Origin of the sequence: Nonomuraea sp. H19, assembly GCF_052068215.1 — a bacterium.
Lineage (GTDB): Bacteria > Actinomycetota > Actinomycetes > Streptosporangiales > Streptosporangiaceae > Nonomuraea.
In genome coordinates, this window is the sequence record NZ_JBQHCV010000016.1 from 239,137 (window position 1) to 257,271 (window position 18,135).

Consider the following 18,135-nt stretch of genomic DNA (forward strand, 5'->3'; position numbering starts at 1 on the left):
GGGGAGTAATGACTGACATCAAGGCCGCGCTGCGCGCGCAGCACATCGAGACGCCCTCCTGGGCGTACGGCAACAGCGGCACGAGGTTCAAGGTGTTCGCCCAGCGGGGCGTGCCGCGCGACCCGTACGAGAAGCTCGCCGACGCCGCGCAGGTGCACGCCTACACCGGGGTGGCGCCCACGGTCGCCCTGCACATCCCGTGGGACAAGGTGGACGACTACGCCGACCTGGCCCGGCACGCCCGCGAGCTGGGCGTCGGCATCGGAGCGATCAACTCCAACGTCTTCCAGGACGACGACTACATGCTCGGCAGCGTCACGCACCCGTCCGCGCGGGTGCGCCGCAAGGCGACCGACCACCTGCTCGAGTGTGTGGACATCATGGACGCCACCGGCTCCGACACGCTGAAGCTGTGGTTCTCCGACGGCATCAACTACCCGGGCCAGGACGACATCCGCGCCCGCCAGGACCGCCTGGCCGACTCGCTCGCCGAGGTGTACGGCCGCCTGGGCGAGGGGCAGCGCTTCCTGCTGGAGTACAAGCTGTTCGAGCCCGCCTTCTACGCCACCGACGTGCCCGACTGGGGCACCGCGTACGCCCACTGCGTCAAGCTCGGCCCCAAGGCCCAGGTGGTCGTGGACACCGGGCACCACGCGCCGGGCACCAACATCGAGTTCATCGTGGCGTTCCTGCTGCGCGAGGGGAAGCTCGGCGGGTTCGACTTCAACTCCCGCTTCTACGCCGACGACGACCTCATGGTGGGGGCGGCGGACCCGTTCCAGCTGTTCCGCATCATGTTCGAGGTCGTGCGCGGCGGCGGGCTCGACGCCGAGACCGGGGTCGCGTTCATGCTCGACCAGTGCCACAACATCGAGCCCAAGATCCCGGGCCAGATCCGCTCGGTCATGAACGTTCAGGAGGCCACCGCCAAGGCGCTGCTGGTCGACCGGGACGCGCTGGCCGCCGCACAGACCGAGGGCGACGTGCTGGGCGCGAACGCCGTGTTCATGGACGCCTACAACACCGACGTGCGGCCGCTGCTCGCCGAGCTGCGGGAGGAGATGGGCCTGGCGCCCGACCCGATGACCGCGTACGCCAAGTCAGGATATTTCGAGAAGATCGCCGCCGACCGCGTCGGCGGCACACAGGCCGGCTGGGGGGCCTGAAGCACCATGGATGTCATCAACGAACTGCTCGAACGCTCTCACCGCCTGGGAGCCGACGCGCGCAACACCAACTACGCCGGCGGCAACACCTCGGCCAAGGGCAGCGCGCCCGACCCGGTGACCGGCGAGGAGGTCGAGCTGCTCTGGGTCAAGGGCTCCGGCGGCGACCTCGGCACGCTGAAGGAGTCCGGGCTGGCCGTGCTCCGCCTGGACCGGCTGCGCGCGCTCAAGGGCGTCTACCCGGGCGTCGAGCGCGAGGACGAGATGGTCGCCGCGTTCGACTACTGCCTGCACGGCAAGGGCGGGGCGGCGCCGTCGATCGACACGGCCATGCACGGCCTGGTCGAGGCCGGCCACGTCGACCACCTGCATCCCGACGCCGGCATCGCCATCGCGACCGCGGCCGACGGCGAGGAGCTGACCAGGCGCGTCTTCGGCGACCGGGTCGTGTGGGTGCCGTGGCGGCGGCCCGGCTTCCAGCTCGGCCTGGACATCGCCGCGATCAAGGACGCCAACCCGCAGGCCATCGGCTGCATCCTCGGCGGCCACGGCATCACCGCCTGGGGCGCCACGTCGGAGGAGTGCGAGTCCCGCTCGCTGGAGATCATCCGCACCGCCGAGGCGTACCTGGCCGAGCACGGCCGCCCCGACCCGTTCGGCTCGGTGATCTACGAGACGCTGCCCGAGGCCGAGCGGCACGCCCGCGCGGCGGCGCTGTTCCCGGTCATCCGCGGCCTGGCCTCCGCCGACGTCCGCACGGTCGGCCACTACACCGACACCCCCGAGGTGCTGGACTTCGTCTCCCGATCCGAGCACCCGAGGCTGGCCGCTCTGGGCACGTCCTGCCCCGACCACTTCCTGCGGACCAAGGTCGCGCCGCTGGTGCTGGACCTGCCGCCGGACGCGCCGCTGGAGCAGGCGGTCGCGCGGCTGCGCGAGCTGCACGCCGGCTACCGCGAGGACTACACCGCCTACTACCAGCGGAACGCCACCCCGGACTCGCCGCCGATGCGCGGCGCGGACCCGGCGATCGTGCTGGTGCCCGGCGTGGGCATGTTCTCCTTCGGCAAGGACAAGCAGACCGCGCGGGTGGCCGGCGAGTTCTACGTCAACGCCATCAACGTCATGCGCGGCGCCGAGTCGGTCTCCACCTACGCGCCCATCCCCGAGTCGGAGAAGTTCCGCATCGAGTACTGGGAGCTGGAGGAGGCCAAGCTCCGCCGCATGCCCAAGCCCAAGCCCTTGGCCACGCGGGTGGCGCTGGTCACCGGCGGCGGCTCGGGCATCGGCGCCGCCACGGCGCGCCGCCTGGCCGCCGAGGGCGCCTGCGTGGTGATCGCCGATCGCGACCTGGGCGCCGCCGAGAAGGTGGCCGCCGAGCTCGGCGCCGCCGCGTACCGCGTCTCCGACGTGGCCGTGGCCGTCGGCGTGGACGTCACCTCGGAGGAGCAGATCGCCGCGGCGGTACGCGCGGGCGTGCTCGCGTTCGGCGGCGTGGACCTGGTCGTCAACAACGCCGGCCTGTCGCTGTCGCGGGCGCTGCTGGAGACCACCCTCGCGGACTGGGACCTGCAGCACGACGTCATGGCCCGCGGCTCGTTCCTGGTCTCCCGGGAGACCGCCCGGGTGATGATCGACCAGGCCATGGGCGGCGACATCGTCTACATCTCCTCCAAGAACGCCGTCTTCGCCGGCCCGAACAACGTCGCCTACGGCGCCGCCAAGGCCGACCAGGCGCACCAGGTCCGGCTGCTGGCGGCCGAGCTCGGCGCGCACGGCATCCGCGTCAACGGCATCAACCCGGACGGCGTGGTACGCGGCTCGGGCATCTTCGCCTCCGGCTGGGGCGCCAACCGCGCCGCGGTGTACGGGGTCGAGGAGGAGAAGCTCGGAGAGTTCTACGCCCAGCGCACCCTGCTCAAGCGCGAGGTGCTGCCCGAGCACGTGGCCGCCGCGGTCTTCGCCCTCACCGGCGCCGACCTCACCCACACCACCGGCCTGCACATCCCGGTGGACGCGGGCGTGGCCGCCGCCTTCCTGCGTTAGGACTAGGCCGCTACCAGCCCGACCAGCATCCCCATGAAGCCGGCCGTCGTGACCAGGAATCCTCCGATCACGGCGGCCCGGCGGCCCCTGCGCGCGCCCGCCCAGTACATGATCACGTAGGGCAGGAACCCCAGCCCGCCGAACCCGAGCGCCGGCAGCGCCAGCGCCGCCAGGACGCCCATGGTCCCGGCCGGGACCGCGCGGTCGCCCTCCGGCGTGAGCTGGGCCTGCATCACCTCGCCCGCCGCCGAGTCCGGCGAGGCGTCCACCGGCACCGAGGCGCCGCCCGAGTCCGGGGTGAAGGTTCCCTTGCAGTCATAGCGGCCCTCGCCCAGCGCCTCGCACGAGGCCACCCGCAGCGTCCCCGGCGTGCCGATCCGCCCCGTGGCGAGCTGCAGATCCTGGACCGCGAACACCATCGGCATCACGCAGACCCCGAGCCACAGCAGCACGAGGACGATCTTGCCGAACCGTCCCGGGTCTCTTCCCGCAGGCGTGACGAACTGCACATCGGGCAAGAAATCGCTCATAGGCTCATCATTCTGGACTCGACTTGAGGTTCACCTGTAGCCGACTGAAAGGCCCGGCTTGCATATTCATCCTCTGGAGTGCATCATCTTCACAAGCAAGGTCATGAGTGGTGACGCATGAATATGCAGGAGGGCTTAATGAGGGCAGCGATCGCGGGAGCCAGCGGCTACGCGGGCGGGGAGCTGCTCCGCCTCCTGCTCGGCCACCCCGAGTTCGAGATAGGCGCGCTCACCGCCGCCTCCAGCGCGGGCAGCCGGCTCGGCGCCCACCAGCCCCACCTGCCGCAGCTGGCCGACCGCGTCATCCAGGACACCACCGCCGCCGCGCTCGCCGGTCACGACGTCGTCTTCCTGGCCCTGCCGCACGGCCACTCGGCCGCCGTCGCCGCGCAGCTCGGCGAGGAGACGATCGTGGTCGACTGCGGCGCCGACCACCGGCTCGCCGACCCGGCCGCCTGGCAGGAGTTCTACGGCGGCGAGCACGCCGGCACCTGGCCCTACGGCCTGCCCGAGCTGCCAGGGCAGCGTGAGGTGCTGCGCGAGGCCACCCGCATCGCGGTCCCCGGCTGCTACCCGACCTCCGTGCTGCTCGCCCTGTCACCGGCGTTCGCCGCCGGGCTGGCCGGGCCCGACGTGGTCGTGGTGGCCGCCAGCGGCACCAGCGGCGCCGGCAGGTCGCTCAAGCCCAGCCTGCTCGGCAGCGAGGTCATGGGCTCGGTCAGCGCGTACGGCGTGGGCGGCGTGCACCGGCACACCCCCGAGATGGAGCAGGGCCTGTCGGCCGTCGCCGGCACGCCCGTACGGGTGTCGTTCACGCCGACGCTGGCCCCCATGAGCCGCGGCATCCTCGCCACCTGCTCCGCCCCCGCCGCGCCGGGCGTCACCAAGGAGTCGCTCAGGACGGCCTACGAGGTCGCGCTGAAGGACGAGCCGTTCGTCAAGCTCCTGCCCGAGGGCGTCTGGCCGGCCACCTCCATGACCTACGGGGCCAACACCGCCGCCCTGCAGGTGACGCTCGACGCGCGCGCGGGCCGCGTGATCGCCGTCATCGCCATCGACAACCTCACCAAGGGCACGGCCGGAGGCGCCATCCAGAGCGTCAACCTCGCCCTCGGCCTGCCGGAAGAGCTCGGCCTTCCCCTGACAGGAGTCGCACCTTGAGCGTAACCGCGCCACTTGGTTTCAGAGCCGCGGGCATTGCCGCCGGGATCAAATCCGGCGGCGCCCGCGATCTGGCCCTCGTCGTCAACGACGGACCCAGCCGCGCCGCCGCCGGCGTGTTCACCGCCAACCGCGTCAAGGCCGCCCCCGTGCTGTGGTCGCAGCAGGTCCTGGCGGGCGGCCGGCTGCGCGCCGTGGTGCTCAACTCCGGCGGCGCCAACGCCTGCACCGGCCCCGAGGGCTTCCAGGACACCCACGCCACCGCCGAGAAGGTCGCCGACGTGCTCCAGGACTCGGCGGGCGAGGTCGCGGTCTGCTCGACCGGCCTGATCGGGGAGCGGCTGCCGATGGACGCGCTGCTGTCCGGCGTCGACAGCGCCGCCGCCCAGCTCTCCCGCGACGGCGGCCTGGCCGCGGCCGACGCCATCCGCACCACCGACACCGTCTCCAAGATCTCCTTCAAGAGGGCCGGCGGCTACATGGTGGGCGGCATGGCCAAGGGCGCGGGCATGCTCGCCCCCGCGCTGGCGACCATGCTCTGCGTGATCACCACCGACGCCGACCTGACCAGCGAGGAGCTCGACGCCACGCTGCGCAAGGCCACCTCCATGACGTTCGACCGGCTCGACGCCGACGGCTGCATGTCCACCAACGACACCGTGCTCCTGCTGGCCAGCGGGGCCTCCGGCGTCAAGCCGGACCTCGCCGAGTTCGAGCAGAAGGTCACCGAGGTCTGCGCCGACCTGGCCAGACAGCTCCTGGTGGACGCCGAGGGCGCCTCCAAGGCCATCGCCATCGAGGTCGTCGGCGCCGCCTCCGAGGACGACGCCGTCAAGGTCGGCCGCTCGGTCGCCCGCTCCAACCTGCTCAAGTGCGCCATCCACGGCGAGGACCCCAACTGGGGCCGCGTCCTGTCCGCCGTCGGCACCACCGACGCCGTCTTCGAGCCCGACCGGCTCAACGTGGCCATCAACGGCATCTGGATCTGCCGCGGCGGCGCCGTCGGCGACGACCGCTCCAAGGTCGACATGCGCCCCAGGGACGTGACGATCACCATCGACCTGTCCGCGGGACCGCACACCGCCACCGTCCACACCACGGACCTGACGGCCGACTACGTCCACGAGAACTCGGCGTACTCCTCATGAGGGTCACCACCGCGCAGACCAAGGCCGAGGCCCTGATCGAGGCGCTGCCCTGGCTGACCCGCTTCCACGGCGCCACCGTCGTCATCAAGTACGGCGGCAACGCCATGACCGACGAGGCGCTCAAGGCGGGCTTCGCCGAGGACGTCGTCTTCCTGCACCACGCCGGCCTGCGCCCGGTCGTCGTGCACGGCGGCGGCCCCCAGATCAGCAGCGCGCTGGACAAGCTGGGCATCGAGTCCACGTTCACCGCCGGGCTGCGGGTCACCACGCCGGAGGCCATGCAGGTCGTCAGGATGGTCCTGGTCGGCCAGGTCAACCGCGACATCGTCGGCCTGGTCAACCGGCACGGCCCGTTCGCGGTCGGCATGTCAGGCGAGGACGCCCACCTGTTCACCGCGGTACGCAAGCACGCCCTCGTGGACGGCGAGCCCGTGGACATCGGCCAGGTCGGCGAGATCATCAAGGTCGAACCCGGCGCGGTGCGGGCCCTGATCCAGGACGGCCGCATCCCCGTCATCTCCAGCGTCGCCAGGGGAGACGACGGCGAGATCTACAACGTCAACGCCGACACCGCGGCCGCCGCGCTGGCCGTGGCGCTCCAGGCGGAGAAGCTGATCGTGCTCACCGACGTCGAGGGCCTGTACGCCAACTGGCCCGACGACACCGACGTGATCGACATGCTCACCGCCGACGAGCTCGAGACGCTGATGCCCACCCTGTCCAGCGGCATGGTCCCGAAGATGGAGGCCTGCCTGAACGCAGTCCAGGGCGGCGTTCCCCACGCCCACGTCCTGGACGGGCGCGTCTCGCACTCCATGTTGCTAGAGATCTTCACCAACGAAGGAATCGGAACGATGGTGATGCCCTGATGAACCTTTACGAGAGGTTCGAAAAGGCGTTCATGCCCAACTACGGCGTCCCCCCGGTCGCCCTGACACGCGGCGAGGGCACCCGCGTGTGGGACGTGGACGGCAAGGAATACCTCGACTTCATCGGCGGCATCGCGACCAGCTCGCTCGGCCACGCCCACCCCGCCCTGGTCGAGGCCGTCTCCAAGCAGGTGGCCACCATCGCGCACACCAGCAACCTGTTCCTGCACGAGCCCGAGGTGCTGCTCGCCGAGCGCCTCATCACCCTGCTGAACGCCCCCGCCAGGGTCTTCTTCGCCAACTCCGGCACCGAGGCCAACGAGGCCGCCTACAAGCTGGCCCTCAAGTACGGCCGCCGCGAGGGCCGCTCCTACTTCGTCGCCGCGGAGAACGGCTTCCACGGCCGGACGATCGGCGCTCTGTCCCTGACCGGCAAGAAGGCGATCCGCGACCAGTTCGGCCCGTTCCCGGTCGAGGTCCGCTTCGTCCCCTACGGCGACGCGGACGCGCTCAAGGAGGCCGTGACCGGCGACTGCATCGCGCTCTTCCTGGAGCCCACGCAGGGCGAGGCCGGCGTGGTCCCGCCGCCGGACGGCTATTTCGAGACCGCCCGCGAGATCTGCGACTCGACCGGCGCGCTGCTGGTGGCCGACGAGATCCAGTCGGCGATCGGGCGTACCGGGCACTGGTTCGCTCACCAGGCCGACGGCGTCACGCCCGACATCCTGACCCTGGCCAAGGGCCTGGGCGGCGGGCTGCCGATCGGCGCCTGCATCGGGTTCGGCGACGCGGGCAAGCTGTTCGAGAAGGGCGACCACGGCTCGACGTTCGGCGGCAACCCGGTGTCCTGCGCCGCGGCGCTGGCCGTGCTCGACACCGTGGACCTCGACCACGTCAAGACCGTCTCCGCCCGGTTGCGCGATGGGCTGGAGTCGATCAGCCACCCGCTGCTCAAGGGCGTCCGCGGCCGCGGCCTGTGGCTGGGAGCGGTGCTCAGCGAACCGCACTCGGCGCAGGTGCAGCAGGCCGCCGCGAAGGCGGGCTTCCTGGTGAACGCCCTCCAGCCCGACGCGGTACGCCTCGCGCCGCCGCTCGTCGTGACGGCCGGCGAGGTGGACGCCTTCGTCGCCGCGTTCCCCTCGATCCTGACGGAGGCTGCCAAGTGACCAGATATGGCGCGGACTCGCCGCACATCAGACACTTTTTGAAGGACGATGACCTCTCGCCCGCCGAGCAGGCGGAGGTCCTCGATCTCGCCGCGGCGATGAAGAAGGACCGGTACGGTTTCCGCCCGTTCGAGGGTCCGCAGACCGTCGCGGTGCTGTTCGACAAGCCGTCGGCGCGCACCCGCGTGTCCTTCCACACCGGCATCGGCGAGCTGGGCGGCCTGCCGCTGGTCGTGGACAACGTCTCGGCGCTGATGGGCCGCGGCGAGCCGCCCCGCGACCTTGCCAGGGTGCTCGACCGCCAGGTCGCCGCCATCGTGTGGCGCACCAGCGGCCAGGAGCTCATCGACGAGATGGCCGCCCACTCCCGTGTGCCGGTCGTCAACGCGCTCACCGACGACTACCACCCCTGCCAGATCCTCGCCGACCTGCAGACCATCCAGGAGCGCCTCGGCAGGACCGCCGGGCTCACGCTGACCTACCTCGGAGACGGCGCCAACAACATGGCCCACTCCTACCTGCTCGGCGGCGCCACCGCGGGCCTGCACGTGCGGATCGCGGCCCCGGCCGGCTACCAGCCCGACACGGTCATCCTCCACCGGGCCGCCGCCATCGCCGCCAAGACCGGCGGCTCGGTGGTCGCCATGTCCGACCCCGCCGCCGCCGTCCAGGGCGCGCACGTGATCGCCACCGACACGTGGGTGTCGATGGGCCAGGACGGCAAGGAGCAGCGGGTGGCCGCGCTCTCGCCGTACCAGGTCAACTCCGAGCTGCTGGAGCACGCCGCGCCGGACGCGATCGTGCTGCACTGCCTGCCCGCCTACCGCGGCTACGAGATCAGCGAGGAGGTGCTCGAAGGGCCGCGCAGCGTGGTTTGGGACCAGGCGGAGAACCGGCTCCATGCTCAGAAGGCACTGCTGCACTGGCTGGTGACCCGCCGATGACCATCCCGATGACCAAGGCGGCGAGGCAGCAGAAGATCACAGATCTGCTGCGGCGGAAGGCCGTGCGCTCCCAGCCGGAGCTGGCCAAGCTGCTCGCCGACAGCGGCCTCGAGGTCACCCAGGCCACGCTCTCGCGCGACCTCGACGAGCTCGGCGCGCTCAAGCTGCGGGCCGACGACGGCTCGCTGGTGTACGCGCTGCCCGGCGAGGGCGGCGGCCGCATCCCGCTCGCCCGGCTGGGCACCGGCGAGTCCCCGGACGCGCGGCTGCACCGCATCGCGGAGGAGCTGCTGGTCGGGGCCGAGGCGTCGGCCAACTTGGTCATCGTGCGTACTCCGCCGGGCGCCGCCCAGTTCCTGGCCTCCGCCATCGACCATGCCGACTGGGAGTCGATTCTCGGCACCGTGGCGGGCGACGACACCATCCTCGTCATCAGCCGCGACCCCGCGGGTGGACAGGCCGTCGCGGACGCGCTGCTCAGAGTGGCGGTGCGGCGTGGTTAGCCCACCACCGGGTGGGCTTTCCCGCACTGAATGACAGTCCTGAAGACCGGAGAAATAGTTATGTCGGAAAGAGTGGTTCTCGCTTATTCGGGTGGTCTCGACACCTCCGTCGCCATCCCCTACCTCGCCGAGAAGATGGACGCCGAGGTCATCTGCGTCGCCGTGGACCTCGGCCAGGACGGCGAGGACATGGAGGTCATCCAGAAGCGCGCCATGGACTGCGGCGCCGTCGAGTCGGTCGTCGTGGACGCCAAGGAGGAGTTCGCCGCCGACTTCTGCGTGCCCGCGCTGCAGGCCAACGCCCTCTACATGGACCGTTACCCGCTCGTTTCCGCGCTGTCGCGCCCGCTCATCGTCAAGCATCTGGTGTCGGCGGCCAAGCAGTTCGGCGGCACGATCGTCTCCCACGGCTGCACCGGCAAGGGCAACGACCAGGTCCGCTTCGAGGCCGGCCTGGCCGCGCTCGCCCCCGATCTCAGGGTCGTCGCGCCCGCCCGCGACTTCGCCTGGACCCGCGACAAGGCCATCGAGTACGCCGAGGCCAAGGGCCTGCCCATCGAGACGTCGAAGAAGAACCCGTTCTCCATCGACCAGAACCTCTGGGGCCGCGCCGTCGAGACCGGCTTCCTCGAGGACATCTGGAACGGCCCCACCGAGGAGGTCTACTCCTACACCTCCGACCCGGCCAAGCCGCGCGACGCCGACGAGATCGTCATCACCTTCGACCAGGGCGTGCCGGTCAAGATCGACGGGCGGGAGCTCACGGCGTACGAGATCATCGACGAGCTCAACCGGCGCGCGGGCATCCAGGGCGTCGGCCGCATCGACATGGTCGAGGACCGGCTCGTCGGGATCAAGTCCCGTGAGGTGTACGAGGCGCCGGGCGCGATCGCGCTCATCGCCGCCCACATGGAGCTGGAGAACGTCACCGTCGAGCGCGACCTGGCCCGCTTCAAGCGCGGCGTGGACCAGCGGTGGAGCGAGCTCGTCTACGACGGCCTGTGGTTCTCGCCGCTCAAGGGAGCACTCGACGCGCTCATCGCCGAGGCGCAGAAGCACGTCTCCGGCGACATCCGCATGACGCTGCACGGCGGCAAGGCCACCGTCACCGGCCGCCGCTCGGAGGAGTCCCTGTACGACTTCTCGCTGGCCACGTACGACACCGGCGACACCTTCGACCAGTCCCTCGCCAAGGGCTTCGTCCAGCTCTTCTCACTCCCGGCCAAGATCGCGGCCGCGCGGGACAGCAAGAAGGGCTGACTTGCACTATGGTCGCGCCCGAGCACAGGAGCTCGGGGAGAGAACGAAGCACGATGCCGGCGAGCACCGAAGCGGGCGCGAGCATCAGTACAGTAACGGAGGAGATGACGGTGAGTGATGGCAAGCCGATGCGGCTGTGGGGCGCGCGCTTCGAAGGCGGACCGGCCGACGCGCTGACCCGGCTGTCGGTGAGTGTGCACTTCGACTGGCGGCTGGTGCCGTACGACCTGGCCGCGTCCAGGGCGCACGCCCGCGTGCTGCACAGAGCGGGGCTGCTGAGCGACGAGGAGCTCGAGCGCATGATCGGCGCGCTCGACGACCTGGAGCGCGCCTGCAAGGAGGGCGAGTTCCGGCCGACGGTCGCCGACGAGGACGTGCACACCGCGCTGGAGCGCGGCCTGCTGGAGCGGCTCGGCTCGCTCGGCGGCAAGCTGCGCGCCGGACGCAGCCGCAACGACCAGATCGCCACCGACCTGCGCCTCTACCTCCGCGACCACGCCCGCGCGATCGTCTCCCGCCTGGTCGAGCTGGAGACGGCGCTGATGGCCCAGGCAGAGCAGCACGCCGAGACGGCCGCGCCCGGCATGACGCACCTGCAGCACGCGCAGCCGGTGTCGTTCGGCCACCAGCTGCTGGCGCACGTGCACGCCTTCGCCCGCGACATCGACCGGCTGACCGACTGGGACAAGCGCGCCGCGATCTCCCCGCTCGGCGCCGGCGCGCTGGCGGGCTCGTCGCTGCCGCTCGACCCGCAGGCGGTGGCCCAGGAACTCGGGTTCTCGGCCGCCGCGCCCAACTCGATGGACGCCGTCGCCGACCGCGACTTCGCCGCCGAGTTCCTGTTCGACGCGGCCATGATCGGCGTGCACCTGTCGCGGCTCGGCGAGGAGATCGTCCTGTGGGCCTCGCAGGAGTTCCGCTGGATCGAGATGGACGACGCCTACTCCACCGGCTCGTCGATCATGCCGCAGAAGAAGAACCCCGACGTGGCCGAGCTGGCCCGCGGCAAGTCAGGCCGGCTCATCGGCAACCTGATGTCGATGCTGACCACGCTCAAGGGCCTGCCGCTGACCTACAACCGCGACCTGCAGGAGGACAAGGAGCCGGTGTTCGACTCGGTCGACACGCTGCTGCTGGTCCTGCCCGCGATGGCCGGCCTCGTCGCGACCATGCGGGTCAACACCGCCCGCATGGAGGCCTCGGCCCCCGACGGGTTCGCGCTCGCCACCGACCTGGCCGAGCTGCTGGTGCGGCGCGGCGTGCCGTTCCGCGACGCCCACGAGGCGGTCGGCCACCTGGTGGTGTGGTGCCAGGTCAACGACAAGGATCTCGGCGAGCTGACCGACGACGAGCTGGCCAAGGTGTCGCCGCACCTGACGCCCGACGTGCGTGACGTGCTCAACGTGCCCGGCGCCCTGGCCGCGCGCAAGGCCCACGGCGGCACCGCGCCCGACCGCGTACGCGACCAGCTCATCGCCCTCCGCGAGGCGGTCGACGCGCAGGCGGCATGGGCGGCGGGCAGCTGAGCTCCGCCGCGCTGCCGCGGAGTTTCTTCGACCGGCCGTCGCACGAGGTGGCGCCCGACCTGCTCGGGCGCGTGCTCGTGCACGGCAGCGCCGACGGCACCGTCGCCGTGCGCCTGACCGAGGTCGAGGCGTACGGCGGCCCGGGCGAGGACCCCGCGGCGCACACCTACCGGGGCAAGACGCCGCGCAACGCGGTCATGTTCGGCCCGCCCGGGCACCTGTACGTGTACTTCACCTACGGCATGCACTTCTGCGCGAACCTGGTGTGCCTGCCCGACGGCTTCGGCTCGGCCGTGCTGCTGCGGGCGGGCGAGGTGGTGGCGGGCCTGGACGAGGCCCGCCGCAGGCGCGACGGCGGTCAGGGCGCCGCCGGTCGCAAACCCGTCCCCGACCGGGATCTCGCCCGCGGCCCGGCCAGGCTCGCGGTCGCCCTCGGCCTGGGACGCGAGCACAACGGCCTCGACGCGATCTGGGACGGCGCACCGGACGCGATCGCCTTGGACGGGGGCGGGCCGCGCCTGACGGGCCGGCCCCACGGATCGGCCACCATGCTGGAGGGCCGGGCGGCGGACCCCGCACTGATCAGGTCAGGCCCCCGCACCGGCATCTCGACGGCCAAGGACACTCCGTGGCGGTTCTGGATCGACGGGGACCCGACCGTGTCCCCGTACCGGGCTCACGTGCCGCGCCGCCGCAGCGCCGCGGCCACCTCCGTGGGTGAGGTGCCCAGCTCGTGAGGGCTGAAGATGTGCAGGTAGTCGCCGGTGTCGATCTCCAGCATCTCGCTGCGGAGCCCCCACCTCCTGCGGACGTCGACCTTGATGTCCCAGATCGCCTCCCAGGGCACGTGCCGCTTGCCCGCGAACCCGTGCACCACGGTGATCCCGCTCTCGTCGGCCGCCAGCCGCACGGGAACGATCAGATCGCGCAGCCCCATCGCGCCCACCAGGACGGCGGCGGGAACGGCGATGATCATGCCCCCGACGTCGCCCTCGATCCACCAGTAGAGGGCGAGCCCGGCGCACGCCAGAGCCCCTAAGATCTTGAAAACGGCCAGCTCGCGACGGACCCTCCACATGGAGACAGAGCGTATCCAAGTGGCGGGCGACCCGGGCGATCGGGCACGCTGTAATCATTCGACCCGTAACCGTCTAATGGAAAGCCGGCACCGTGACCGACATTCTCGATGAGCTCGAATGGCGCGACGTCCTCGCGCAGACCACCGACATCGACGCCCTGCGTGAGGCGCTGTCGAAAGGTCCGATCACGGTCTATGCCGGCTTCGATCCCACCGCGCCCTCGCTGCATGTCGGCAACCTGGCCACGCTGCTCATCCTCACCCGCTTCCAGCGGGCCGGGCACAAGCCCATCGGCCTGGTCGGCGGCGCGACCGGCCTGATCGGCGACCCCAGCGGCCGCAGCACCGAGCGCGTGCTCAACACCGCCGAGGTCGTGGCCGAGTGGGTGTCGCGCATCCGGGTCCAGGTGGAGAAGTTCCTGGCGTTCGAGCCGGGGCCGAACGCCGCCACGCTCGTCAGCAACCTCGACTGGACCGCCGAGCTGTCGGCCATCGACTTCCTGCGCGACGTCGGCAAGCACTTCCCCGTCAACCGCATGCTGGCCCGCGAGTCCGTCTCGGCCAGGCTCGGCGGCGAAGGGCTCAGCTACACCGAGTTCAGCTACCAGATCCTGCAGGCCAACGACTACCTGGAGCTGTTCAGGCGGCACGACTGCGTGCTCCAGGTCGGCGGCAGCGACCAGTGGGGCAACATCACCGCCGGCGTCGACCTGATCAGGCGTGTCGAGGGCGCCCACGTCCACGCGCTGACCGGCAAGCTGATCACCAAGGCCGACGGCACCAAGTTCGGCAAGACCGCGGGCGGGGCCGTGTGGCTCGACCCGGCGCTGACCTCGCCCTACGCGTTCTACCAATACTGGCTCAACGCCGACGACCGGGACGTGATCCGCTTCCTGAAGGTCTTCACGTTCCGCTCCCGCGAGGAGATCGACGAGCTGGAGAAGGCCGTCGCCGACCGCCCGTTCGCCCGCGAGGCGCAGCGCGCGCTGGCCGAGGACCTGACGACGCTGGTGCACGGGGCCGACGAGCTGGCCGCGGCGGTGGCCGCCTCCAAGGCCCTGTTCGGGCAGGGCTCCCTGACCGAGCTGTCGGCGGCCACCCTGGAGGCGGCGCTGGCCGAGGTGCCCAAGGCCGCGATCCCGGCACTCGGGGTGCCGCTCGTGGACCTGATGGCCGACAGCGGCCTGGTGGAGTCGAAGTCGGCGGCCCGGCGTGCGGTGAAGGAGGGCGGGGCGTACCTCAACAACGTCAAGATCACCGACGAGGCGTACGTGCCGACCGCCGATGACCTGCTGCAGGGGCGCTTCATGGTGCTGCGGCGCGGCAAGAAGTCGATCGGCGGCGTCGAGGTCGGCTGACCCTTCGCGAAGGCGGGCCTTTCCGGCGGCGGAAAGGCCCGCCGCCGGTTCACCGGCGAGTGAACAGCGCCACCGTCAGCCCCGGCAGGTCGGCGGAGTGCTTGGCCACGCTGAGCTCGAATCCCGCCCGCTGCACCTCCCCGACCCGCGCGATGCCGTCTCCTTCCAGCCCCGACGCCTTGGTTCCGCGCCAGACCACCCACACCCGCTGCAGCCCCTCCAGCGCCGCCGAGACATCGGACCGCTCGGGATAGCCGAAGCCGTCGGGCGAGGGCGCGTCGCCGGCCTTGAGCACATCGACGGGCATCAAGGAGTCCGCGTAGTACTCGAATCCCGTACGCAACTGGCTCTGCCCGTAGACGATCGCGTCCTCGGGCTCGGCCTTGATCACGCGTAGCGCCCAGGGAATGTTCTCGAACCGCCCGTTCTCGTCGCGTACGTCCACATGATCCTGGAACGACAGCACGCACCCGAGCACCAAGACCGCCACCCCCGCCACGACGTGGAATCGGGGAAGCGCCGCCACGGCCAGGCCCGCGAGCAGCGCCAGGGCAGGCGCGGTGACGAACAGGTAGCGATCCACATAGACCGGCGTCACGAGCTGCGACACCGCGAGGAGCAGCAGCGGCGGCAGGATCAGCCATCCGGCCAGCGCGAAGGCCCACGGCCTGCCGGCCTGGGCGGGTCCGCGGCGCGCCGTCCACAGCAGCGCCGCCCCGGCCAGGGCCATCGTGAACAGCAGCAGCCCGAACCCGGCCGTCCCCGCGGCCATCTTGGGGAATTTGAGCCACACCTCCGGCCCGCGCTGCGGGATCCAGCTGATCGCGTGCCGCTCGCCGTACCCGATCAGGCCGAGCACGGCGGCGGGCACGCAGCCGGCCGTCAGCGCCGCGAGCATCGGGAGCAGCGCCGCCCGGCGGGCCAGCGCCAGGTGGGCGGGCAGGACGAGCACCGCGAACAGATGTGTGGAGCACACCAGCGCGACCGCCACCCCGTAGATCACCCACCGCCTGCCGGCGGGATGCTCGAGGGCCCGGTGCAGTGTCCAGAAGGAGAACACGACGGCTGCGGCGGCGAAGGCGTACGGCCTGGCGAAAGCGCCGAAGTAGGACACCGAGGGCAGAATCGCGAAGATCGCGGCCGCGATCACGCCGGCCCGCGTGGAGTGCAGCCGCCGGCCCAGGTCCGCGAGGAACCAGGCCGCCACGCCGATCGCCACGGCCGACGGCAGCCGCAGCCACAGCTCCGCCGTGCCTGCCTGCGCCCAGAAGTGCATGAACAGGTAGTACGGCAGGAAGTGGCCGTCTATGTGCTGCGCCAGCTCCCACATCCCTGACAGCGACCGGGAGGCGGCGCTGATGGTGGCCAGCTCGTCGCCGTTCAAGGTGGCCGAGCCCGTTCCGGAGAAGGCCGCGCCCCCGGCGAGCAACGCCATCCACCACGGGGTTGAGGTGCGGAGACGTGCGGCCGGGCGGGCTGGGGGAGCTAGTGTGGCGACAGTGGTCACCGGGGCAGGATACGCGCCGTAGGGTCAGGGATATGGCGAACGTGATCGTTTTTGACCTCTATGGGGTGATCGCCCGCACCCAGTCTCCCGAGGCGCGGCAGCAGATCGTCGACCTGGCGGGGGTGGCCGGGGAGCGGTTCTGGGAGGCGTACTGGGCCTGCCGGCCCGCCTATGACGCGGGTCAGGACAGCGCCGCGTACTGGGGCGCGGTGGCGGATCGGCTGGGGACGCGCTTCGCGGACGTGCCCGCGCTCATCGCGGCCGATCTGGACAGCTGGTGCCAGGTGGACGCCGACATGGTGGCGGTGGTGCACGAACTGGCCGATCAGGGGCATCGGCTGGGCCTGCTCTCGAACATCATCGAGGACCTGGTACCGGTCTGGGAGTCCGGGCACGGAGACTGGCTGGGCCGGTTCGCGGCGTTGACGTTCTCGTGCCGGATCGGGGTGGCCAAGCCGTCGCGGCGGGCGTACGAGATCTGTGCGGAGAACGTCGGGGTGAGGCCGCAGGACATCCTGTTCTTCGACGACAACGAGGCGAACGTCGTCGCGGCGCGGGAAGCGGGGATGGCGGCCCAGGTGTTCGAGTCGGCGCAGCAGGTGCGTGCTCTCTCGCGAACGGTCACGCTCGGCCGTTGACCGTGCCGCTGACCACCAGCACGGAGGCCAGGGCGACGTCCTCGTGGTCACGCGGTGGTCACGTGGGTGGTCACGCGGTATCACGCGGTGGTCGCACGCCCACCTGCGCGCCACCTGTCGACCCGCCGTGCCCGGACCGGGCGCGCGCGTGGCGTGTCGCGCGGGTTCTGCAGTCGTACCTGATCACCGCGAGCCCCGCGCCGCGCGCCGGCTCACCTCCGTATCATTGACGCGTGGTACGCGTCGGCTTCACCACGATCAGGACCCGCCGCTCGGCGTCGCCGACCGGCCGCTCGTACTCCAGGCCGTAACGCTTGGCCAGCACGTCGAAAAAGTCACCCGACGGATCGGGCTCCAGCCGCTCGACCACGCCACGGATCTCCAGATAGCGGTACGGCTGGTCCGGATCGTTGATCGATACCGCGACGTGCGGGTTCTCTGTGACGTTCCGGCACTTGCGGCGGTCGGTTGTGGTCGTGAACCGCAAGAACTCTCCATCCCAGATCGTCCAGACCGGGTTCACGTTGGGCGCGCCGTCGGGTCCGATCGTCGCCAGATGGGCGAACAACGGCCGGGTCAGCAGATCCAGGTGGCTCTCGGGAATCATCGGGCCTCTTCCATGGGGTTCCGTCGGTGGCTTACCGACTTACCGTTCCACAAACGCGCGGCCCCAAGTTCCGGCCGACGCTCCAGGCATCTCCGGTACGGCCCGGCCACCTCCGGTACGGCCCTGGGCAGGAGAGGCCCGGGGACGCGGCACCGAAGCCGTGACGAGCCCGGAGCTGGCGATTTGACGTGTCGCGGATCGCGACCTAATCTTTCACTTCGCCCCGGGAGTGAGCCGGACGCCGATCAGGCGGACGGGCCCTCAGGGCAAGCCCCTTGAAATGACGAGCCACTCGGCAGAGCCGCTTCGGCGTGCTCGAGTCCGAGTTGTCCTGGGCGCGCCGAATCACCGGAAAATCGGTTGATTCGACAAGCTCTGGATGACACGGTAAGTTTAGAGGGTTGCCCCAGAACGGGGTGCGCCACCTTAGCTAGATTTGATCAGCTTTCGAGAGATCTTCGGATTTGACACGGAAGCTGGGGATCTGATAAGGTAGCGTTGCGGAAGTTGCGCCTCCGGGTCAGAAGCGAGAGTTTCTGGCGAGGATGTATGCGTCCGTTTCTTGAGAACTCAACAGTGTGTTAAAAGCCAGTGCATGTTTTTACATGTATGAACCCCGTCATTATTG

General features: G+C 70.7%; 17 protein-coding genes. 13 read left to right on the plus strand and 4 right to left on the minus strand.

Annotated elements, in window-relative coordinates; genetic code table 11:
- Positions 1 to 8: 8 nt before the first annotated feature.
- Complete coding sequence (gene rhaI / locus ACTMTI_RS32765; RefSeq protein WP_441124510.1) at positions 9 to 1,166, plus strand: L-rhamnose isomerase; 1,158 nt, start codon at positions 9 to 11, stop codon at positions 1,164 to 1,166.
- Between the two features lie 6 nt (positions 1,167 to 1,172).
- Positions 1,173 to 3,212: a bifunctional aldolase/short-chain dehydrogenase gene (locus tag ACTMTI_RS32770; RefSeq protein WP_441124511.1), complete on the plus strand. Its 2,040-nt coding sequence runs from the start codon at positions 1,173 to 1,175 to the stop codon at positions 3,210 to 3,212.
- Positions 3,213 to 3,214: 2 nt separating this feature from the next.
- Here ACTMTI_RS32770 and ACTMTI_RS32775 read toward each other — a convergent pair whose 3' ends face one another.
- Complete coding sequence (locus tag ACTMTI_RS32775) at positions 3,215 to 3,742, minus strand: hypothetical protein (protein WP_441124512.1); 528 nt, start codon at positions 3,740 to 3,742, stop codon at positions 3,215 to 3,217.
- 138 nt (positions 3,743 to 3,880) lie between these two features.
- On the opposite strand from ACTMTI_RS32775, the gene argC reads away from it, so the two are divergent.
- From argC to ACTMTI_RS32820, 9 genes are all read left to right on the plus strand, one after another.
- Entirely contained in the window at positions 3,881 to 4,903 is a 1,023-nt protein-coding gene (gene argC / locus ACTMTI_RS32780; protein ID WP_441124513.1) for an N-acetyl-gamma-glutamyl-phosphate reductase, read from the plus strand.
- Entirely contained in the window at positions 4,900 to 6,051 is a 1,152-nt protein-coding gene (gene argJ / locus ACTMTI_RS32785; protein WP_441124514.1) for a bifunctional glutamate N-acetyltransferase/amino-acid acetyltransferase ArgJ, read from the plus strand. The genes argC and argJ overlap by 4 nt, the downstream gene beginning before the upstream one ends.
- Positions 6,048 to 6,920: an acetylglutamate kinase gene (gene argB, locus ACTMTI_RS32790; protein WP_441124515.1), complete on the plus strand. Its 873-nt coding sequence runs from the start codon at positions 6,048 to 6,050 to the stop codon at positions 6,918 to 6,920. Before argJ ends, argB begins: the two co-directional genes overlap by 4 nt.
- A complete protein-coding gene (locus ACTMTI_RS32795) occupies positions 6,920 to 8,086 on the plus strand; it encodes an acetylornithine transaminase (protein ID WP_441124516.1) in 1,167 nt (388 codons plus the stop codon). The genes argB and ACTMTI_RS32795 overlap by 1 nt, the downstream gene beginning before the upstream one ends.
- A gap of 38 nt (positions 8,087 to 8,124) precedes the next feature.
- Positions 8,125 to 9,030, plus strand: a complete 906-nt coding sequence (gene argF, locus ACTMTI_RS32800; RefSeq protein WP_441124517.1) for an ornithine carbamoyltransferase — start codon at positions 8,125 to 8,127, stop codon at positions 9,028 to 9,030.
- Positions 9,027 to 9,533: an arginine repressor gene (locus ACTMTI_RS32805; RefSeq protein ID WP_441124518.1), complete on the plus strand. Its 507-nt coding sequence runs from the start codon at positions 9,027 to 9,029 to the stop codon at positions 9,531 to 9,533. Before argF ends, ACTMTI_RS32805 begins: the two co-directional genes overlap by 4 nt.
- Positions 9,534 to 9,593: 60 nt before the next feature.
- Positions 9,594 to 10,793 carry an argininosuccinate synthase gene (locus ACTMTI_RS32810; RefSeq protein ID WP_441124519.1) on the plus strand — a complete coding sequence of 400 codons (1,200 nt, stop codon included), beginning with the start codon at positions 9,594 to 9,596 and terminating at the stop codon, positions 10,791 to 10,793.
- Positions 10,794 to 10,897: 104 nt separating this feature from the next.
- Complete coding sequence (argH, locus tag ACTMTI_RS32815) at positions 10,898 to 12,319, plus strand: argininosuccinate lyase (RefSeq protein ID WP_441124520.1); 1,422 nt, start codon at positions 10,898 to 10,900, stop codon at positions 12,317 to 12,319.
- Entirely contained in the window at positions 12,301 to 13,056 is a 756-nt protein-coding gene (locus ACTMTI_RS32820; protein WP_441124521.1) for a DNA-3-methyladenine glycosylase, read from the plus strand. The genes argH and ACTMTI_RS32820 overlap by 19 nt, the downstream gene beginning before the upstream one ends.
- Here the strand turns inward: ACTMTI_RS32820 and ACTMTI_RS32825 are convergent.
- Positions 12,996 to 13,397, minus strand: coding sequence for a PH domain-containing protein (locus tag ACTMTI_RS32825; protein WP_441124522.1), 402 nt, complete (start codon positions 13,395 to 13,397; stop codon positions 12,996 to 12,998). The genes ACTMTI_RS32820 and ACTMTI_RS32825 overlap by 61 nt on opposite strands.
- A gap of 92 nt (positions 13,398 to 13,489) precedes the next feature.
- Between ACTMTI_RS32825 and tyrS the strand changes: the two genes are divergently transcribed.
- Positions 13,490 to 14,755, plus strand: a complete 1,266-nt coding sequence (tyrS, locus tag ACTMTI_RS32830) for a tyrosine--tRNA ligase (RefSeq protein WP_441124523.1) — start codon at positions 13,490 to 13,492, stop codon at positions 14,753 to 14,755.
- Positions 14,756 to 14,804: 49 nt separating this feature from the next.
- Here the strand turns inward: tyrS and ACTMTI_RS32835 are convergent, their stop codons facing one another.
- A complete protein-coding gene (locus ACTMTI_RS32835) occupies positions 14,805 to 16,190 on the minus strand; it encodes a glycosyltransferase family 39 protein (RefSeq protein ID WP_441124524.1) in 1,386 nt (461 codons plus the stop codon).
- 113 nt (positions 16,191 to 16,303) lie between these two features.
- Between ACTMTI_RS32835 and ACTMTI_RS32840 the strand changes: the two genes are divergently transcribed.
- Entirely contained in the window at positions 16,304 to 16,900 is a 597-nt protein-coding gene (locus tag ACTMTI_RS32840) for an HAD family hydrolase (RefSeq protein ID WP_441124525.1), read from the plus strand.
- Between the two features lie 223 nt (positions 16,901 to 17,123).
- Here ACTMTI_RS32840 and ACTMTI_RS32845 read toward each other — a convergent pair whose 3' ends face one another.
- Positions 17,124 to 17,507: a PPOX class F420-dependent oxidoreductase gene (locus tag ACTMTI_RS32845; protein WP_441124526.1), complete on the minus strand. Its 384-nt coding sequence runs from the start codon at positions 17,505 to 17,507 to the stop codon at positions 17,124 to 17,126.
- Between the last annotated feature and the right edge of the window lie 628 nt (positions 17,508 to 18,135).